The sequence below is a fragment of the Streptomyces sp. NPDC031474 genome (genome assembly GCF_055581185.1).
Map to the genome: position 1 here is coordinate 1 of NZ_JBVIJX010000026.1, position 19,059 is coordinate 19,059.

Here is a 19,059-nt window from a genome sequence, read left to right on the forward strand (position 1 = left end):
CGGTGCTGGCCGGGCTGCCGCTGCCGCGGTTCGACGGCGGGCGTCTGGTCCTGGCCGTCGATGTGTCGCCATGGCTTCGTTCGGACGCCGTGCTCAGCCGAGCGGCTGTTCTGCCATGTCTATGGCCGGGCGAAGACGGCGTCGCAGTTCATCCCGGGCCGGCCCTACTCCTTCGTCGCCGTCCTGGAGCCGGGCGCCACCTCTTGGACCGCGATCCTGGACGCGGTCCGGCTCGGACCGGTGGACGACGCCACCGCGGTCACCGCCGCTCAGCTGCGGGGAGTCGTTGAACGGCTCATCGCCGCGGGTCAGTGGCGGGCCGGGGACCCGGGCATCGTGATCGTCGGCGATGCCGGCTACGACGTCACCCGCCTGGCCTGGGTCCTGCGCGATCTGCCGGTCGAGCTGGTCGGCCGGGTCCGCTCCGACCGCGTCGTGCGACTGCCGAAGCCGCCTCATGTCTACGACCCGAGAGGCGGCCGGCCGCCTGAGCACGGCCCGGAATTCCGCTTCGCCAGGCCGGAGACCTGGACCGAGCCCGCGATCACCACGGTCACCGCAACTTCCAACTACGGCAAGGCCGAGACGCAGGCATGGGACCGGGTTCACCCAAGGCTCACCCACCGTTCCTCATGGCTCGACCATGAGGGTGAACTTCCCCTGGTTGAGGGCACGTTGATCCGGTTGAAGGTCGAGCATCTGTCGAAGGGCCGTGATGCCCCGCCGGTGTGGTTATGGTCCTCCAAGACCGGCGTCACTCTGGACGACGTGGACCGTTTCTGGTGGGCGTTTCTCCGCCGCTTCGACCTGGAGCACACCTTCCGCTTCGCGGAGCAGACCCTCGGCTGGACCACCCCGAAACTCCGTAGTCCCGAGGCGGCGGACCGCTGGTGGACAAACACCGGGCACCCCGCTACGACGTCGGCAAGACCGTCAAACGCCCCGAGACCCTCAGGGCCATCGGCAAGCCCGGAAGATCTTGGTAGATAAAGAACAAGCTAAGAACCCGCGCAACCTCCACGTCGCGTCTCCGCCCCCGACCTCACCCGTGCGGCGACCGGGACGCCACTGTCCTCTGGGACGACGACCTGACGCCCGCCGTCCTGCAGGATGGCGACGGTGCCTCCATCACGACGCTGCTGCGTGTTCTGCGTCTCTACGCGGAGTGCTGGGGTGTCACGGCCGATGACGCCTGGTGGGCGTACGGCGCCGGTGTTGCCACGCTCGACGTCCCGCGCCACACCGCCGAGTTTCTCGCCCGGCTGCTGGCTGTCCACCAGCGGCGGTTGCGCACCCCATGACCTCTGACCCCCGGTGGCCGCCGGCCCGGCCGTCCTCTGACCCCCGCTGATGCCTTCGAGGCATGCCGTCGAACCCCAATTGGTCTTCGACGGCAGCACCGCGCGTCCCCAGAATGCGGGCACCACCCCTTCGCGTTCCCGAGGAGTTCACCGTGTCCCTCTTGTACGCCCGGCGCCGCTGGGCCGTGTTGGCCGTCCTCGTACTGGCCCTGGCCCTCGTGCCGCTCTCACCGCTGGCGGCGGGACCCGCGTCCGCCGCGACCGCCGTACCCGGTGATCCGCTCACCGGCAGCGGCGCCGTGACCAGGTCGGTGCTGACCGCCGCCGACCTGACCAGCGGCGCGGCCACCGACACCGTCACCAACGACGCCTTCGCGCTGCCCGCGGCGGCCGCCGCCCCGACGCACACCTTCGAGGGCACCCTGACGCTCAACGGCGTGGCCACCGCACGCGGTTTCCGCACCATCAAGGACACCTACCACTACGCGGCCACCGCCGCGCTCAAGCACCTGCCGCCGGTGAGCATCGATCTCGTGCAGAACGGCAGCCACGTCATCCCTGCCGTCCGCGGTCTGCAGATCACCGGGAGCGTGTACTGGAACCTGATCGTCGGGGGCGGCCGCGTCTGGAACGAGAACGGCGACGGCGGCCGCACCCGCGTCTCGCTGCCCTTCGCACTGGTCGAGCGCAACGCCAACTGTGTGCACAACGGCCTGCTGACCTTCCTCTTCGACGACAGCAAGATCTCCCAGGTCCGCTACCAGATCACACACGAGACGTGCGAGTACTTCCAGTTCGACATGTGGGGCCAGGCCGGCGCGACCTACTCCCGGCACACCGTGACCGGTGACACCAACCTGAAGAACGCGTACGCCGCCGAGGTCGCCAACCGCATCCCGACCAAGCCTATCAGCGCGCTGAGCACCGACTACCCGAACGCCGGCATCGACACCAGCGCATTCGGCAGCGGCATCACCGCCTCGGCACTGAGTACGTACGGCGTGTCCTACGGCGGGGTGAACTACGTTGGCGCGTGTAAAACCCGGCAGGGCGCGTACCCGTACTGCAACCAGATGGTGCTGCCGTCGTACTCGCTGGCCAAGACGATGTTCGCGGGCATCGTGCTGATGCGGCTGACGCAGGTCTACGGTTCGTCCGTGCCGTCGCAGCTGATCCGCGACTGGGTCAGCGAGGCGGACACCTCCGCCTGGACCGGTGTCACGTTCCAGGACACCGCGAATATGGCCACTGGCAACTACTCCTCCAGCGCCTTCGAGTCCGACGAGTCCGGCAGCGGCATGATGGCGTTCTTCGACGCCGAGGCGTACGGGCCGAAGATGACCGCCGCGCTGGGCTTCCCGCACTCCGCCGCGCCCGGCACGAAGTGGGTCTACCACTCCTCCGACACCTTCGTGCTGGCCCGGGCGATGCAGAACTACCTGGTGTCCAAGGCCGGCGCCGGCAGCGACATCTACCGTTGGATCCGCGACCAGGTGCTGGTCCCGCTGCACCTGAGCCCGGACGTGCTCACCACCGAGCGCACCGACAACAGCGCCACCGGGCAGCCGTTCGGCGGGTACGGCCTGTTCTACACGCAGGACGACATCGCCAAGGTCAGCCGGTTCCTGAACGCCGACGGCGGGAAGATCGGCGGCGCGCAGAAGCTCGACCCGACGATGCTCGCCGACGCGATGCAGCAGAACCCGGCGAACCGCGGCATCACCACGACCGCCGACACGACCGGCAAGACCTACCAGTATCAGGACGGCCTGTGGGCCCGGCAGTTCACCTCGGCGGACAACCCGGTGTTCACCAGCCCGGTGTACGTGCCGTTCATGTCCGGCTTCGGCGGCATCACCGCGGCGATGCTGCCCAACGGCGCCACGTACTACTACTTCAGCGACAACGACGAGTTCGGCTGGTTGGCGGCGGCCGCGCAGACGTACAAGCTGCCCGCCACCGGCGGAGGCGGTTGAGGCGGCGGGACGTGCACGGCCGGCCAACTGCTCGGCAACGGCGGCTTCGAGACAGGGGCGGCGTCGCCGTGGACGGCGGACGACAAGGTCGTGTCCGACAATGCGCGGGAAGTGCCGCACGGCGGCAAGTGGTTCGCCTGGATCGACGGCTTCGGCACCACGCACACCGACACGCTCGCGCAGACGGTGACGATCCCGGCCGACTGCAGCCGCGCTCACCTGGCCTTCTACCTGCACATCGACACCGCGGAGACGCAAGCCGTCGCCTACGACACGATGACCGCCGCCGTGCTGGGTTCCTCCGGCACCGCGCATCCGCTGGCCACCTGGTCCAACACCGACGCCGCGTCCGGCTTCACCTTGCGCACCTTCGACCTGTCGGCGTACGCCGGGCAGACCGTCACGCTGCGCTTCTCCGGGACGGAGGACTACTCGCTCCAGACGTCGTTCGTCATCGACGACGCGTCGCTGAGCACCAGTTGAGCACCCGCTCGCGTACCTGCTGAGCCGCCGGCGCGGCCCTCGCCGTCACAGACGCTCCCGCCTCCGGGGCGTCCAAGGCGGGGGCTGCGCCGGCCTCGTAGTGCTGCACCAAGTACACCCGCAGCTCGTGCACCAGCACCCTCGACGTCGATTGCGGGGACGTTCGAAGGTGCTGGAATGCGGCCGTAGGACCTCAGGCCGCGGTAGCGGCCGATGCAGGGGAGAACGGCGCAGGGTGTCTCCCAGCAACGGAAGATCCCCTGGTCCCCGCAACTCACACGCCGGCGCCGCTCCTGATCCGCGCCTTCTCGAACTCGGACACCGGGTCGCCTCCGACGCTCCAGGGCCAGGCCGTGACCGTACCGTTGATCGCCTCGAAGACCGGACGGGCCTCGCCGCGCCGCTCGGCGGCCATCAGAGCGGTGACAGACCCAGCAGGACCACCCAGGGAGTGGGGTCGTCCGGCGCCAGTTCGGCGGCGCGCAGACAGCTGTCGGCGATGCCGGCCGCGTCCTCCAGACGCCCCGGGAGCGTCCGCGTTCGAGCTGCGCCCATGCGGAGAGGACGAGCGCGCTCGCGTTGCGCGGCTCACGAGTGGCCCAGGCACGGGGCCCGTGCGATTCGGGCAGGCGGTACGCCAGCACGGAGAGCTGGTGGGTGCGGCGGTCCCAGTCGGCCCGGCTCTGGTCCAGGAGACGGGATATCGGGGCCATGCACAGGTCCGTCGTCGCGATCGTGCCCGTACTTGTCGTCGCCTGGAGGGACTTCAGCAGCCGGCTGAGGGCAGCGTCGTCGAGCTCCAGGACGAGACGTGCCCGTCTGCGGCGACTTGAGAGAAATGCCATGCACAGAAGCTAGAGGTGACGAACCGTGACGCAAGGTGTGCACCGATATCGTTATCGATTACGCCCGCAAGCTAGCCGTTACCTGCCGGTACGGTGAGACGAGTGCACCCGTCGGGCACCGGAAGGACAGCGGTGGAGGGCCGGTGAGGTGCCGTCGGCGTCTACGACGACCAGGGCGCGCGCTCCGGCGGCGTTGGCGCGGCGCAGGGCCTCCGGACGCGCCGACGGTCGCGACCCAACCCTGAAGGCCAGGTCAACGCCACCTCTGCCCGTGTGGGTGATGTGACCCAGGTGCCGCCCATCAGCCGTGTCGTGAGCGCCTCGCGCCTCGGTCGCCGCCGCCAAGTCATGACAGGTTCATGTTGCGGTCGGCGAGCTGCTGCGCCGGTCGTCTCGGGTTGGCAGCTGATGCGGGATGTCGTCCGCATGGTGGGGCGCACCCGGGCCGCCGTCCGATGCCTGCCCGTCTGATCACGCTGCCTGCCAGGCATACCTCCAGCTCTCCTTGGCCTGTCGGCCGTCGGGTCGGCGTGCGGTCACGCCTCGCGTCCTGGTGAGGGCCGTGGTCTGTAGTCGTCGCTGCAGTTCATAGGCGGGCGGCGACCTGTGGCCCGTACCGCTCGACACAGAAGCGTGACAACCCGGCCGCGAATGCCTCGATGCTGCGCAGCGCATAGTGGCCGGCGTCCCACGCCGCGTGCAGGTGGATCTGCAGTGGTTCGCCCGTGCTGTCGAGGATCAGCAGCGGGTGCAGGTCGAAGCGGGGATCGTCGGAGACCACCGCGACACCATGGCCCGAAGCCGCCATGGCCTGTGCGACGTGCGGGGTGTCGCACTCGAGCACGATGTCGTACGAGGCGTCCGCATCCTGCACGGCATGGTCCAGGATGCGGCGGGTGCCGTGCGCCGAGGTCAGGACGATGAGGGGCTTCGCGGCAAGCTCCCTGATGGCGACGCGGTCCCGGTCCGCCCAGGCATGGTCGGCACGGACGTAGGCCCACAGCGGCAGGCGGGCCACCGGAAGTCCGGCGAAACGGCGCCTCGGAGGTGCCGAGGAGATGGCCACATCGGCGCCCCTCGCAAGGGCCTGGTACGCATGGGCCGGACTCTCCGCCTGCACGGTGACGAGCGGATCCTCCGGCCCCCAGGTGGCCAGGAACGGCGCGATCACGTCGGTGATGGTGGTGGGCGGCGCCGCCACGGTGATCCGCATGGCACGACCGGCAGCCAGCGCACCGACTGCGGCCTCGGCGGTGTCCGCGCGGGCGACCAGGTCGCGGGCCAGGGGAAGGAAGCGCCTGCCGGCCGCCGTCAGGACCATCCGCTTGCCGCCGCGGTCGAAGAGCGTCATCCCCAAGGTCCCTTCCAGGCCGCGCAGTTGGCGCGACAGCGAGGGCTGGGCGACGCGGACCACCTCGGCGGCCTTGGTGACGGAACCGGTCTCCACGATGGTCAGGAAGTAGCGCAGCACTCGGAGTTCCATGGCGGTGGTCCTTCGGGAGACGGAGGAGGCATGACACCTTCATGCCTCAAAGGCATGATTATCAGCCCTGCCAAGTATTTGAGGCTATGGCTGACTGGCTGCATTCTTGTCCCACCGGAATTCGCGGTTATCGACACCCGAATCTCCGACGACTTCTTCTCGTACAACAATCCTTTCGATTGGCTGGTTCCGCATGGCCCGCCCCCTGCCCCTGATCCTCGCCCAGGCGCCCGGCCGCCCGGCCGACGACCTCGCAGGCTTTGCCACCGACGTGCAGCGGCGCGTGAAACTGCACGCACCCGGCGCCCTCGTCGTCTACCCCGAACTGCACCTCGGCGAGAACGCGCCCGGCGTCCCGGCCGCCCCGGAGGAGGGGGCCGAGCCGCTCGGCGGCAAACGCGATGCGGCCTTCGCCGAGCTCGCGGGTGATCTGGGCATCTGGCTGGTACCCGGCAGCGTCTACGAACGAGGCACCGGCGACCGCGTCCACAACACGGCACCGGTCTATTCACCACAGGGTGAGCGCCTCGCCGCGTACCGCAAGATCTTCCCGTGGCGCCCGTACGAGACGACCACACCCGGCAACCGGTTCGAGGTCGTCGACCTCGCCGGGGTCGGCCGCATCGGACTGTCCATCTGCTACGACACCTGGTTCCCCGAGATCTCCCGCCACCTGGCCTGGATGGGCGCGGAGCTGATCGTCAACGTGGTCCGCACGTCGACGAGCGACCGCGCGCAGGAAGTCGTCCTCAACCGCGCCAACGCCATCACCAACCAGGTCTTCGTCGCCAGCGTCAACTCCGCTGCCCCGTCCGGGACCGGCCGCAGCCTCGTCATCGATCCACAGGGCACGGTGCGCGCCGAAACCGTCGATGCCGGCGACTCCACCCTCACCGACGTGATCGACCTCGACGAGGTCAGCAACGTCCGCCGCTACGGCACCGCCGGTCTCAACCGGATCTGGGACCAGTTCCGCCCCGGCGACCCAGCCCTCGAGCTCCCGCTGTACGGGGGCCGCATCGACCCCGCCACCTGGAACCCCGACCACGCCACCGAGGAGCCACCACGATGAACAGCGAGACCACTGGGAACACCATGAGACTGAAGGGCGACCTGAGCCTCTTCTCCGTCGTCCTGTTCGGCCTGGCCTACATCTCCCCCGGCATCGTCGTCACGATGTTCGGCGTGGTCGCCGCCACCAGCGGCGGTGTGGCCCCGACCGCGTTCGCCGTCGCCACCCTCGCGATGCTGCTCACCGGGCTGAGTTACGCGAAGATGGCGCGCGCCGTGCCCGGCGCGGGGTCGGTCTACACCTACGCCCGCAAGATGCTCGACAGCCGCATCGGTTTCCTGTCCGGCTGGGCGATGCTGCTCGACTACTTCTTCATCCCGATGGTCGGCTGGCTGATCACGGCGATCTACTTCAACGCCCAGTTCGCCGAGATACCCAAGTGGGTCTGGCTGATCGTCTCGGTGGGCATCACCACCGCCATCAACGTCTTCGGCATGAAGCTCGCGGACCGCGTCAACAAGGTCCTGATGTTCATCGCTCTGGGGTCGCTGGTCCTCTTCGCCACCCTGTGTGTCGTCTTCCTCGGCAAGCACGGCTCCTCCGCTCCTGCCACGGACGCCCTGTGGAACTCCGGCACGTCCATCGGCGCGGTCACTGCGGCCGCCGCCATCGCCGCCTACTCCTTCCTCGGCTTCGACGCCGTATCCACGCTGGGCGAGGAGGCCAGGGGCGGGGCGAGGACGATCGGCCGCGGCATCATCGGCTGCGTCATCGCCGCCGGAGCGATCTTCATCGTGCTGTCCTTCGTGATGCAACTGGTCCACCCCGGCGCGAAGTTCGCCGACGTCGACGCGGCCGCCTACCACCTGAAGGTCCAGGTCGGCGGCGAGACGTACGCCGAGATCATCAACTTCGTCACCATCGCCGGATCCATCGCCTCCTGCATCGCCCTGCAAGCCTCCGCCGCCCGCCTCATGTACGTCATGGGACGCGACGGCGCACTGCCCAAGGCCGTCTTCGGCAACCTGTCAGGGAAGACCGGCACGCCCGTGCCGAACCTGCTGCTGACCGCGGCCGCCGGTGTCATCGCCATGAAACTCGACCTGACCACAGCCACCTCATTCATCAACTTCGGCGCCTTCCTCGGCTTCACCCTGGTGAACATCTGCGTGATCGCCCACCTGGTCCGAGAGCGCAGACACGGCCGCACCCCCAACCTCTTCTCGTACCTGGTGATGCCGGCCATCGGCGCCGGCGTTTCCCTCTACCTGCTCACGAAGCTCGGTGACGTCGCACTCCAGATCGGCAGCGTCTGGCTGGCGATCGGCGTCGTCTACCTGGCCGTCCTGACCAAGGGCTTCCGACGATCCGCACCGGAGATGACCTTCGACGACGACACCGCGGCCACGGACGCAGTCACCGCGTAGCTCCCCTCCCGATGCGAGGAGACGACGATGCCCCCGACAACTGCTGAACTGGTGCACGACCGGAGCCCCGGAGACCTGCTGATCCACCGTGATTTCGCGATCCGCGCGTTCGGTGGTTCCGTCGGCCGCACAGCGACTCAAGGACGTCGTGGGCTGCCACGGGAACATTCCCGCGCAAGCCGTCCGCAGCTACGTCGTCCACCTGGTCTATGTCTTCCTGACGAACGGCCACGGGGTCGCCTGGACGCGGAGCCGATCTCCAAGGAACTCATCGGCCGATTCGACGGCTACCAGGCGGCGATCGCCCTTCGAGGCTTCGCCAACTTGCACATCCGGCTCAGGCTCCAGGAGGACTTGCCGCGCAAGAAGTGGAAGGAACTGCTCGACCTGATTGACCCTAAGCTCACTGGCCGCGGCGACCGTGCCTTCCTCGACGCCGTCCGCGATTTCGCCGGCACCCCGGACCAGCTCTACCAGGACACCAAGATCAAGGCCCTCACGAAGACCTGACTGGACCGAAACCTGACCTGAGCCTCGACATCATCAACCCGCCTGCGGGCCGGGCACAGCCCGGCCCGCAGGCGTCACAGACCAGAGCTGACGGGCTGGTCAGCGGTCAGTTCCGAACCACGTCCACAAGCTGGCGGTCAACCCTGCCCGTGCGGACGCTTCAGCTTGACGAACGACTACTCCCGCTGGCCGTGGTCCGAGCCGCACCCTCGGCGATACAGCTGGCCGCTCTCGTGCTGGCCGCGCACACGGGGCTGACATGGGGCGGGCCGACGCCGCCCATCTCACCCGCCTATGCGGCCTGCCGCAGGCCCAATTGGACGATCGACGGCGACGCCGGTGAAGCGGCGGCTGCGTGCTCTGCAGAACGAGGCAATGCCTCTCTCCCCGGAAACCGACCAGCTGGTCGGCGCAGGTGGTGTCACCTCGTTGCCTCTTGCTTCCGTGCGGACATGATTGACACCGCCGTCGCAGACGATCCCCACCATGTCACGGACTTATACGCGACGTATTCCCGCAGCTCAGAGTCCACCCCGACACACCGTCCGCCAGTGATAGCCGTGCACCCGTCCGACGAGGCCCCGCACACCGGGCAGACCGCGGTGTCCAGCGGCGTTCGGGCCCGCACCACGATCCGCTCACCCTCGTCGGTCACATCCTCCATGACCGGCGGGGAAAGACCCGAAAACACCGTCTGCACAAGCTCGTTGACATCCATCACATGAAGGTCAACGACCCTCACAACTCCGGCGATCGAGGCCGGCGTCAAGCGGTGGCGTCTCACCTGGACCTCAAGGAACTGTTCGATGCGCGTGTGGCGGCCCAAAGTTCCACTCCGCAGGCCTTCGCGAAGCGTCTCAGCGAACACCATGAGCTCAAGCGCAAGCACGAAAGGCTGATCGAATACTGCGCTGAACTGGAAGAGCGCCTACAGGGCTACGCGGCGGCCGTCAAAGTCCATGGGAGACGATCGGGCGGGCCCCAGCACGGCCCTTGGTTGACCTTCACCTTGGGGGAGGCCACAGCATCAGTGGGGCCGGGTGATGCGCTCGGCATGAGGAGGAGCGAGCATGGGGTTGCTGACCATCGGGGCGTTCGCGAAGGCGTCCCGGCTGTCGCCGAAGGCGCTGCGTCTTTACGACGATCTCGGCCTGCTGACCCCTGCGCGCGTCGACCCGGTGACCGGCTACCGCCTCTACGCGCCGGAACAACTGGACCAAGCCCGCCTGGTCTCCTGGCTCCGGCGCTTGGGCATGCCGCTGGCCCGCATTCAGCACGTCTGCGCGCTGGATGCGGGCCCGGCGGGCCAAGAGGTCCGCGCGTTCTGGGCCCAGGTCGAGGCTGACACTGCCGCACGGCGGGACCTGGCCACCTTCCTCATCGACCACCTGTCACGAAAGGGCCCCGCCATGTCCCCGACCGCCAAGTCCCTCGGAATCCGTTATGCCGCTCTTTCCGATAAGGGCCTCGTCCGCGAGAGCAACCAGGACACCGCGTACGCGGGATCCCGGCTCCTTGCTGTCGCCGACGGCTGCGGAAGTCAGGGAGCCCCTGCAAGCGCAGCCGCCATCGACGCGCTCAAGCACCTCGAAACCGACAGCATCCCCGCCGGTAACCTCCTCAACGTCCTCGAAGACGTCATCGAACAGGCCAAGCAGGCCGTGCACGACGTTGCCGGGACGGGCTCTGCATCCGAAGGCACCGGCACGACCCTCACCGCGATGCTCTGGACCGGATCGCAGCTAGCCCTCGTCCACATCGGCGACTCCCGCGTCTACCTCCTGCGCGGCGGAGAGCTGTTCCAGATCACCCACGACCACACCATGGTCCAGTCGATGGTCGACGAAGGACGCCTCAGCCCGGAAGAAGCTGCCTCCCATCCCCAACGGTCGCTTCTGGTGAGGGCCTTGGGTCCAGGAGCGGACACCACCCCCGACGTGCGCCTCCACGAGGCCCACGGGGAAGACCGATATTTGCTCTGCTCCGACGGCCTGTCGACTGTCGTTTCGACCCAAGACATCCACCGAGTGCTCTCCGAGATCAGTGAGCCCGAGCAGGCCGTCCGCGAACTCATCGCCCTCGCCAACGCCTCCGGCGGCCCCGATAACGTCAGCTGCGTAGTCGCCGACGTAGTGGAGCTCCAGCAGTAGGAGCGAGCGGCATGCAGTACGACTTGCACCACATCCGCTGTCAGGAACCCATCTGCGAAGCTGACGAGTACTGACTCGCCCGACAAACCAGGGAGGCCAAGCTGGGGGTCTGGCTCACTTTCTGTGGCGCGACCACGGAGAGTCAGATTTTCGGCGCCAGCCGATGTCTGTTTGGATGGCTGCGGAGTTGTGGCGAGGTGAGTTCGAGTGCTCGGTTGTCCCGGCCCTGGGCCAGAGCGTCGTCCAGCCGCGGGCCGAGGCGGAAGCGATGGTGCTCTTCTCCGAAGGAGTGGCTGCGCAGTGGCTGAAACGGTGCGGCGGCAAGCTTGCGCCGTAGGCGATGTACGCGAGGGTCCATCTGGCCTGCTTCTTTCGTCGAGAGCAGCGTAGCCGCTTGGCATGCTCAATGGGCCGGCAGAACCCGCTTGCGCAGCGACTCGAAGCCGGCGTGGCCGAACATCTGCCGCTTGAGCATCTTGATCCGGTTGACGGCCCCTTCGACCGGGCCCGAGCTCCAGTCGGTGGTCAGCCCAGCGCTCACCGCGTCGAAGTCGGCATGCAGGCCGACGGCGAAGGTACTGATGCCGGGCAGGTCGGCGGTGGCTGCCTGACTAGGGTTGCCCTAGGCCGCCGGTACCCCGACTCGGTCGGATGGTTCACCCTCGGGCAGCCGTTCAGTACGCCAGGTCCGCCTTGGATATGCGGCCGTGGACGCCTTTGACCATGTCGACCACCTGGGATACGTGGAAGTCCGCAGCCGCGCTGAGGTAGGCGAGGCCGACGGGGCCGGGGATGTCGAACCGGTCCGTGAGAAGAGTGAGCGCGTCGCGTACGGCGTTGCGCAGGGCCTCGTCGAGGTCGTGGTCGAGGCCCAGCACGATGTGTTCGGTGGGCGTCTCCGCGAAGGGGGCGCGCAGGCGGGCCGCCAGAGAGCGGGTGGCCGGGTCGCTGTGGACGGTGAGGCGGAGGGTAGCGCGCAGCGGGGCCTCGAAGGCGGTGAGGGCGACCTCGCCGTCGCCCTGGGAGAAGTGCGGGTCGCCGACGTAGAAGAGGGCCTCGGGGACCTGGACGGGGAGGAAGAGCCGGGTGCCGGTGCCGAGGTGGCGGACGTCTATGTTCCCGCCGTGCGGGCCCGGCGGCACGGAGTGGACGGGGGCTTCGGTGGCCGGTGCGACGCCCATGATGCCGAGGAAGGGGCGCAGGGGGAAGGTGAGTTGGCGGCCGTCGCCGACCGGAAGCCGGCCCCGGCCGTCGTCTCCCACGGTCGCCACGATGCTGGCCGGCTCGCCCGGAGGTGTCTGCGGGTATTCACCGGGGAGGGCCCCCTTGCCGTGCCGGTTGCTGATCACCCCGTAGGGGGCGCGGCGGCACAGGTTCAGGACTTCGACCTCCAAAACGTCGCCGGGCCGTGCGCCGTGCAGTGCCACGGGTCCGGTGACGACGTGCGGGCCGTGTATCTCAGGCAGGTGTTCGCGTGCGGAGGCGGCTAGGTCTACGGCGTCGTGCAGGAGGCCGTTCGCCGGGATGCCGGCCGCGCCGAAGAAGGCGGCCGGGTCGCGGCCCTGGTCCTCGAGGATGCCCTCGTGGCTGATGGTGTCGAAGGTGACGGTCTCGCCCGAGCAGACGGTCAGCGCCGGCTTTGCGGTGGCGTTGGGGAGCAGGCCCCAGTGCACACGGGAGGGGTCGGCGGGCAGGTAGTGCTCCCCGTCCAGGGGGCCGAGTCCGGGTTGGAGGAGGTTCACGTCAGGGCCTCTCGCAGGGCCTCGGAGGCGAGGGTGAATCCGAAGCACTGGCGGACGTTGTAGAGCGTGGCGGCCATGCAGTACGCGGGCGAGGTGGTGGCCACCGCGTCCTCCACCATGAGGACGTCGTAGCCGAGGTTCGCGGCGTCCATGAGGGTGGCCAGGACGCACTGGTCGGCGTTGACGCCGGCGAACAGCAGGGTGTCGACCCGCAGGTTGCGCAGCACACTGTCCAACTCGGTGTCCTGGAAGCCGCTCATCCGGTACTTGGCGACCTGGATGTCTCCTTCCGCCGCCTCCAGCCCGGCGACGAGCGCGGCAGAGGGGCTGCCGTGCTCCAGCACCCGGCCCGCGCCACCGGGCAGTGGGGCGCCGATGCCGCCGCCGGTGCCGTCCGGGTCGTAGACGTGCAGGACGCCGGGGGGAAGGTTGGCCCGGTCGGGGCGGTTGCCCCAGTTGAGCCAGACGACCGGGACGCCGACCGCACGCAGCGGGGGCAGCAGGCCGGCGATGACAGGGATCGGGGCGCGGGCAGGGGTCACGTCCACGCCGATGGAGGCGAGCCACCCGTCGGGGGAGCAGAAGTCGTTCTGCATGTCGACGACGATCAGCGCGGCGGCGGCGAGGTCGGCGACCACGGTCTGCGGCAGCGCCTCGACGGTGACCGGACGCGGGTCTCGGTGCGGTCGGGCCAGCGTGACGGATCTGCCGTCGGCCCGCCAGGCGTTGCGGGGGTTGGGCCCGATCAGACCGTGGGACTCAGGCATGCGCGGCACTCCTCGATTCGGTCGAGCGGGCGGTGAGGTCCAGTAGCGCCCGGTCGGTGCCCCGGGCGCCCAGCGCGCACAGTCCGACGTGCAGTGAGCGCACCCGCAGCAGCGGCGCGACGACCGCCGGGAGCCCGGCCAGCGAGGCGAGGCAGGTCAGGCGGAGGGTGGCGGCGCGTACGGCTTCCACCTCCTCGGGCGGCGCGTCGGCGTGGAGGGCGGGACCGCTCGTGGCGGGCAGCAGCAGGGCGCTCCCGGGCGGCGGTACGGCGTCCAGTGCCCTCCGCGCGTCGGCCAGGACGTGATCGCCCGCCGCCCGCTCGGCCGCGCTCACCCGGCGTCCGTTCTCGAAGCGCGCCGCGACGTCCGGGGCGAGGGCGCCCGGGTGACGGGCGATCCAGGCCCCGTGCCGTTCCCAGGCCTCGGCGGCCTGGACCGTACGGAAGGCGGCCAACCACTCCTCCAGGTGCTCGGCGGCTCCGGTGGCCGTGCGCACCAGGGGCAGCCCGGTGCGCAGGGAGAGCGCGCGGCAGGCGGCCTCGAAGGAGGCGCGCACCTCGGGCTCGGCGTGCGACGCCAGTTCCTCGTCCACCATGAGCTCGGCGACCGGCACAGGGGCGTCGTGCGGGGGCAGCAGCACCTCGGCCGCCGTCCGCAGCAGGGCGGGGTCGCGGGCCAGGAGGCCGGCGGTGTCGAAGGAGGGTGCCAGCGCCAGCAGGCCCCCGGTGGGGGTGGCACCGTGGGTGGGGCGCCAGCCGTACAGGCCGCAGTAGGAGGCGGGTACGCGGATCGAGCCGGCGGTGTCGGTGGCCAGTCCCAGGTCCGCCCAGCCACGGGCCACGGCGGCGGCCGGGCCGCTGCTGGAGCCGCCGGTGATCCGGCCGGGCGCGGCGGGGTTGACGGGGGTGCCGTAGTGCGCGTTGGTCCCGGCGAGGCTGAAGGCCAGTTCGTCGGTCTGGGCGAGGCCGGTGAGCTCGGCGCCGGCGTTGAGCAGCCGTCGTACGGCGTCCGCGTGCGCGGGTTCCGGACGGGCCTCGGCCAGCCAGGCGGGGTTGCCCGCGCCGACGCGCTGCCCCGCCACGGCGAACAGATCCTTCACGGCGGTGCGGACGTGTGCCAGCGGGCCCTGTCCGGTGGACGCCACCAGCGGCCCACCGTCCTCGTGGCGGCCTGCCACGCGCCACACCGCCGGATCCGGGCGGTCATCCGGTGCCGGCACGCAGACGGCGCTCACGTGCGCGGCGGCGATCCGCCACCCGGCGTCGGTGTGCTGCCACACCTGGGTCTGCAGCCCGCGCGTCCCGTCCTGCCGCCGGGTCTCGGCGGTCACGACCGCTACCCCGGTTGCCGGCCGGACCACGTGCACCCGCTCGACGACTCGCGCCGGAGCCCCGCCCCGTCCGCGCCGGAAGTCGGCGATGGCCCTGTGGCCCACCAGCACGGTGTCGCCCTCGGCGCGCAGGGTGCTCTGTGCGTCGAGGAACCAGTGGTCAAGACCGGGCAGGTCGTTGGCGGCCAGTGCCTGTTCGTACGCCCAGAAGGCGGCGAGAAGATCTGCGTCCGGGGAGTCGGTCACGACGTTCCCGCCCGCAGTACGGCCAGGTCCTTCTCGTCGAGCGTGGCGAGCGGCCCGCGTTCGACGAGGTCGGCGAAGCCCTCGTCGGGGGACATGACGGTGAGGGTGTAGAGGCGTTCGGTGGCGGACGTGTTGACGATGCGGTGCTTCGACCCGGCGGGCAGGACCAGGACGTCGCCGGGGGCGAGGTCTCGTTCGTGCTCGTCGCTGGCGGCGCGGCCGTGGCCGGCGAGCACGACGAACGTCTCGACCGACTCAGGGTGCCAGTTGAGGGGCTGGGCGCCGCCCGGTTCCCAGACCTCGAAGACGACCGTGGTCGGCGAGCCGTCCCGGGGACCGGTGAGCACGGCGAGCTTGACGGTGTCGCCCGCGGTGATGTGGTGGGCGGTGATGTCACGCAGCGGGGTGTGCAGCGGGGGGTTGGCCATGGCGGGCTCCCTCAGGAGGTCAAGGGGCGGTTGGGCAGGAAGCGCGCGCATTCGCGCAACGCGGCGGCGGCCGCGGCGATCGACGCGTCGATCAGTTTGCGGCCGAGTTCGGGTGTGGCTCCCGTGGGATCGCCGATGAGGCCGTTGCCGGTGGCGAAGTCGTCACTGGTCCAGCCGAAGGAGACCGGCTTGCCGAAGCCGATGTGCTCGTATGACGTGAGGTGCTCGGGAACGCTGCGGCGGGCCTGGGCCATGTCCACCAGGTCCGGGTGGAGGTGAAGCATGGCGGCGGTTTCCTTGAGCCCGCCGTGCACGCCCATGCCGTACTCCGTGGCCGGGGACGTGCCGCCCTGGTCGGCGGGGAGGGAGGCGTGCAGCAGGAAGGTGCGCAGGCCGTACCGGGTGCGCAGTTCGCGCAGGGCGACGCCGAGCAGGGCGCTGTTGCCGCCGTGCGCGTTGAGGAAGGCGAGCCGGTGTACGGGGCCGGCGGCCAGGGAGCGGCCGAGGTCGTCGAGGACGGACAGCAGGGTGCGGGCGCTGAGCCACAGTGTGCCCGGCGACCAGGCGTGTTCGTCGGACTTGGTGTAGGCGAGCCCTGGGAGCAGCGTGACGTCGCAGTTCTCACCGGCAAGCCGGGCGGCGCCTTCGGCGACGGCTTCGGCCATGTAGTAGTCGGTGGCGACGGGCAGATGGGGCCCGTGCTGCTCGATCGCGCCGACGGGCAGCACGGCGACGGTGTCCTCGCTGAACCGCTCGATCTGCGGGCCGCGGAGGTCGATGAACCGGGTGAAGGTCACGGGGTCTCCTCGGATGTGGCGGGGATCTTGCCGGGGTTGAGCAGGCCGAGCGGGTCGGTGGTGCGGGCCGCCTCCCGGACCAGGTCCAGGCGGCGGTCGACGTGCCAGTTGTGCGGGCTGTGCACACCGACGCCCAGGGCCCCCAGGGCGGCGATGCCGTCGTACACGGTCTGCTCGTCCTGGTAGCGGGCCATGAGCATGCCGACCGTGCCGGAGCGCATCCCCTCCAGGTGGAGCAGGGTGTCCGGGAAGACCTTCCTGATCTCGGTGGTGTCGCCGAGCAGGACGTCGCCGCCGATCTCCAGGTGGAACCAGCCGTCCTCGGCCTTCATCAGGTGGTAGGTCGGGTGGTTGAAGGACATCGAGCTGATCAGCGCGGGTCCGTCCGGTGCGGGCCGGACGTCCAGGACTCTGCCGCCGGACGCCTCGACGATGGCGCGTGCCTGGTCGACGGCCTCCTCCTCGACGATCGCGCGCAGGCTCAGGGCCGTGGGGTCCAGTGCCGGGTCCGGTCGGTAGACCCTGACGAGGCCGGCCTCGTCCAGCGAGGCCAGGCGCGGTGCCGGTTCCATCCGTACGAGGGCCGAGAGGGCGGCGGTGGCGGACGCCCAGTCGGCGAAGGCGGCGAACAGCCCCGCCCAGGTGCGGGCCCGCTGGAGCCGTACGGTCGCGGTGGCGATGAAGCCCGTGGTGCCGTAGGCGTGGATGTACGGCAGCGCGTCCGACTCCCGCACGACGAAGGGCTCGGCGTCCGCCGTGCAGGGCACGACCGTCAGCTCCCGGACGAAGCCGTCGCTGTTGGTCCTGTGCACGAGCGAGCCGGTACCGCCGCTGCCGCCCGACAGGAAGCCGCCGACAGTGGTGCCGAAGGTGGACGGGAACATCCACAGTTCCTGACCGAGTGTGCGGGCGTGGGCCTCCAGGTCGGACATTCTCGCCCCGGCCTCGGCGCGGATCCAGCCGTCACCGGCGTCGAGGACGCGGCCACAGCCGGTGAGGTCGACCACGGCACCGTCGTACAGCGGGATCGCCTGGCCGTAGTTGCCGGTGCCCTTGCCGCGCGGGGTGAGGGGGACGCGGTGGCGGTGGGCCAGGGCCAGGATGCCCGGGAGCTGCTCGTGCGAGGTGGGACGCAGGACGGCCTCGGCGTGCCCGGCGGGGAGTTTCGCGGACAGGATGGGCGACATGTGCGCCCAGTCGCAGGAGGCCTTCTCCCGTGCGGACGGATCGCGGATCACCCCGTCGGAGCCGAGGAGCTCGGCGGCCTCGGCGCAGAAGTCCTCGATGCCGGGCGTCGGCTGACGTTCCGTCACCGTCGTCGCCGGTCCGTCGTCGACGAGTTCGGTGAGTGCGGTCAGGTTTTCGGTCGTCATCACTTCAGTCCGATCGAGGTGTCGATGAACTCGTCGGTCGCCACGTCCTGGGCGGTCAGGTCCGGCTTGACCTTGGCGCCGCTCTGCTCGACGAGTGGGGTGAAGGTCTTCAGGGCGGAAGCGACGCGCTTCATGTCGAAGCTCCCGATACTGCCGTCGGACTCGTTGCCGAGGATGCCGAGCTCGACCATCTGCTTCGCGGCGAAAGTGCCGGTGCCTTCGGAGTAGACCCACCCGGTGTTGTACTGCTGCACCAGGTCGCTGATGAGCTTGACCGTCGCGGAGGGCTCGGCCGCGAAGTCGACGGCCGACTGCTGCAGGACGGGGACGAGCTTCTTCAGGCAGGGGCTGAGCGACTTCAGTTCGCCGCTGCGCACCGACAGGGCTTCCGGATAGACGTTGAAGCCCACGTCCGCGAGCAGCTGGTACTTGATCGGTTTCTTCCAGGCCGACACCTCGTGCTGGTAGATGTACGGCTCGGCGGTGGCGAAGCCCTGCTGGGCGATGCCCGGGTTGGAAACGAAGCGGGCGGGTGCGCCGTCGTAACTCCCGTCCAGCTGGCTCTTCTTGATGAGGCCCTTCGCGACCAGCATCGAGGCGTAGGTGCTGCCGTTGACGTAGACGACCTTCGCGTTCGACTTGCCGATGTCCGCGATCGTCTTCCAGTCGGGGTGGGTGGCGGGGTCCCACATCAGGACCTGCGGGCTCTTCTTCATCAGCGCCGCCACGGCCGTGACGGGCTGCTTGGCGGACGCCGTGATCGCCACGTCGGTGGTGACCGTGCCGAGGGTGATGCTCTTGTCGACGTACATCTGCGAGGGGACGCTCTGATAGCCGATGGCGGAGCCGCCCGCCCGGATCTGGATGTCGACGCCGGTGTCCTTGCCGTCGACGACCAGCGGGCCGGTGACCCGCTTCTTCGCGGTGTCGACCGTGTAGCCCGGGCCGACCAGGTGGTAGAGGGGGCCGTGTTCGGCCTCGGGCTCCCAGTCGACCTGGACGACGACCGTCTTGGGGCAGACGCCGGCCAGGCGCTGGGCGGCGGGGGCCGCCGGGAGTTTGTCCGCGGAACCGGTCGAGGCGGTGGAACCACCGCCGCAGGCGGTGATCGATACCAGGGTGATTGCGGAGGAAACGCCCGCGATGGCGGCGCGTCTGGCGGATGAAGGCATGACTGACTCCCTGAGGG

At 69.7% G+C, this 19,059-nt stretch carries 16 protein-coding genes and 3 pseudogenes; 7 read left to right on the top strand and 12 right to left on the bottom strand.

Annotation, left to right across the window (positions count from 1 at the left end):
- The 3 genes and pseudogenes from ACZ5SK_RS40945 to ACZ5SK_RS40955 form a co-directional block, all read left to right on the top strand.
- Positions 1–986: pseudogene (locus ACZ5SK_RS40945) on the top strand (transposase); the annotation flags it as partial.
- 467 nt (positions 987–1,453) lie between these two features.
- Positions 1,454–3,277 (top strand): serine hydrolase domain-containing protein, encoded by a 1,824-nt coding sequence (locus tag ACZ5SK_RS40950; RefSeq protein WP_334581759.1) that lies wholly within the window; start codon positions 1,454–1,456, stop codon positions 3,275–3,277.
- 90 nt (positions 3,278–3,367) lie between these two features.
- The gene (locus tag ACZ5SK_RS40955) at positions 3,368–3,760 is read left to right on the top strand and encodes a hypothetical protein (protein WP_334581758.1); all 393 of its coding nucleotides are present in this window, start codon (positions 3,368–3,370) and stop codon (positions 3,758–3,760) included.
- Between the two features lie 274 nt (positions 3,761–4,034).
- Here the strand turns inward: ACZ5SK_RS40955 and ACZ5SK_RS40960 are convergent, their stop codons facing one another.
- From ACZ5SK_RS40960 to ACZ5SK_RS40970, 3 genes are all read right to left on the bottom strand, one after another.
- Positions 4,035–4,175 carry a hypothetical protein gene (locus ACZ5SK_RS40960; protein ID WP_334581757.1) on the bottom strand — a complete coding sequence of 47 codons (141 nt, stop codon included), beginning with the start codon at positions 4,173–4,175 and terminating at the stop codon, positions 4,035–4,037.
- Positions 4,175–4,315: a hypothetical protein gene (locus tag ACZ5SK_RS40965; protein ID WP_334581756.1), complete on the bottom strand. Its 141-nt coding sequence runs from the start codon at positions 4,313–4,315 to the stop codon at positions 4,175–4,177. The genes ACZ5SK_RS40960 and ACZ5SK_RS40965 overlap by 1 nt, the downstream gene beginning before the upstream one ends.
- Before the next feature lie 876 nt (positions 4,316–5,191).
- Complete coding sequence (locus ACZ5SK_RS40970) at positions 5,192–6,088, bottom strand: LysR family transcriptional regulator (RefSeq protein WP_334581755.1); 897 nt, start codon at positions 6,086–6,088, stop codon at positions 5,192–5,194.
- 193 nt (positions 6,089–6,281) lie between these two features.
- On the opposite strand from ACZ5SK_RS40970, the gene ACZ5SK_RS40975 reads away from it, so the two are divergent.
- Genes ACZ5SK_RS40975 through ACZ5SK_RS40985 form a run of 3 tightly spaced genes read left to right on the top strand, consistent with a single transcriptional unit; the run spans position 6,282 to position 9,037 of the window.
- Complete coding sequence (locus ACZ5SK_RS40975) at positions 6,282–7,160, top strand: carbon-nitrogen hydrolase family protein (RefSeq protein ID WP_468577461.1); 879 nt, start codon at positions 6,282–6,284, stop codon at positions 7,158–7,160.
- Positions 7,157–8,527: an APC family permease gene (locus ACZ5SK_RS40980; RefSeq protein ID WP_334581753.1), complete on the top strand. Its 1,371-nt coding sequence runs from the start codon at positions 7,157–7,159 to the stop codon at positions 8,525–8,527. The genes ACZ5SK_RS40975 and ACZ5SK_RS40980 overlap by 4 nt, the downstream gene beginning before the upstream one ends.
- Before the next feature lie 27 nt (positions 8,528–8,554).
- The gene (locus tag ACZ5SK_RS40985; RefSeq protein ID WP_334581752.1) at positions 8,555–9,037 is read left to right on the top strand and encodes a hypothetical protein; all 483 of its coding nucleotides are present in this window, start codon (positions 8,555–8,557) and stop codon (positions 9,035–9,037) included.
- Positions 9,038–9,576: 539 nt separating this feature from the next.
- Here the strand turns inward: ACZ5SK_RS40985 and ACZ5SK_RS40990 are convergent.
- A pseudogene (locus tag ACZ5SK_RS40990) lies at positions 9,577–9,755 on the bottom strand (ISL3 family transposase); the annotation flags it as partial.
- 352 nt (positions 9,756–10,107) lie between these two features.
- On the opposite strand from ACZ5SK_RS40990, the gene ACZ5SK_RS40995 reads away from it, so the two are divergent.
- Positions 10,108–11,187 (top strand): MerR family transcriptional regulator, encoded by a 1,080-nt coding sequence (locus tag ACZ5SK_RS40995; protein ID WP_334581751.1) that lies wholly within the window; start codon positions 10,108–10,110, stop codon positions 11,185–11,187.
- A 403-nt stretch (positions 11,188–11,590) separates the two neighbouring features.
- On the opposite strand, the pseudogene ACZ5SK_RS41000 reads toward ACZ5SK_RS40995, so the two are convergent.
- The 8 genes and pseudogenes from ACZ5SK_RS41000 to ACZ5SK_RS41035 all read right to left on the bottom strand — a co-directional run.
- Positions 11,591–11,785: pseudogene (locus ACZ5SK_RS41000) on the bottom strand (transposase); the annotation flags it as partial.
- A 76-nt stretch (positions 11,786–11,861) separates the two neighbouring features.
- Positions 11,862–12,929 (bottom strand): acetamidase/formamidase family protein, encoded by a 1,068-nt coding sequence (locus tag ACZ5SK_RS41005; protein ID WP_457495683.1) that lies wholly within the window; start codon positions 12,927–12,929, stop codon positions 11,862–11,864.
- Complete coding sequence (locus tag ACZ5SK_RS41010) at positions 12,926–13,696, bottom strand: cysteine hydrolase family protein (RefSeq protein WP_457495682.1); 771 nt, start codon at positions 13,694–13,696, stop codon at positions 12,926–12,928. The genes ACZ5SK_RS41005 and ACZ5SK_RS41010 overlap by 4 nt, the downstream gene beginning before the upstream one ends.
- Positions 13,689–15,272, bottom strand: a complete 1,584-nt coding sequence (locus ACZ5SK_RS41015) for an amidase (protein ID WP_468577464.1) — start codon at positions 15,270–15,272, stop codon at positions 13,689–13,691. Before ACZ5SK_RS41015 ends, ACZ5SK_RS41010 begins: the two co-directional genes overlap by 8 nt.
- Positions 15,269–15,700, bottom strand: a complete 432-nt coding sequence (locus ACZ5SK_RS41020) for a cupin domain-containing protein (RefSeq protein ID WP_457495680.1) — start codon at positions 15,698–15,700, stop codon at positions 15,269–15,271. The genes ACZ5SK_RS41015 and ACZ5SK_RS41020 overlap by 4 nt, the downstream gene beginning before the upstream one ends.
- A gap of 11 nt (positions 15,701–15,711) precedes the next feature.
- Entirely contained in the window at positions 15,712–16,497 is a 786-nt protein-coding gene (locus tag ACZ5SK_RS41025) for a creatininase family protein (protein ID WP_334581746.1), read from the bottom strand.
- The gene (locus ACZ5SK_RS41030; protein WP_334581745.1) at positions 16,494–17,870 is read right to left on the bottom strand and encodes an FAD-binding oxidoreductase; all 1,377 of its coding nucleotides are present in this window, start codon (positions 17,868–17,870) and stop codon (positions 16,494–16,496) included. The genes ACZ5SK_RS41025 and ACZ5SK_RS41030 overlap by 4 nt, the downstream gene beginning before the upstream one ends.
- Positions 17,870–19,042, bottom strand: a complete 1,173-nt coding sequence (locus ACZ5SK_RS41035; protein ID WP_468158793.1) for a substrate-binding domain-containing protein — start codon at positions 19,040–19,042, stop codon at positions 17,870–17,872. Before ACZ5SK_RS41035 ends, ACZ5SK_RS41030 begins: the two co-directional genes overlap by 1 nt.
- Positions 19,043–19,059 lie beyond the last annotated feature (17 nt).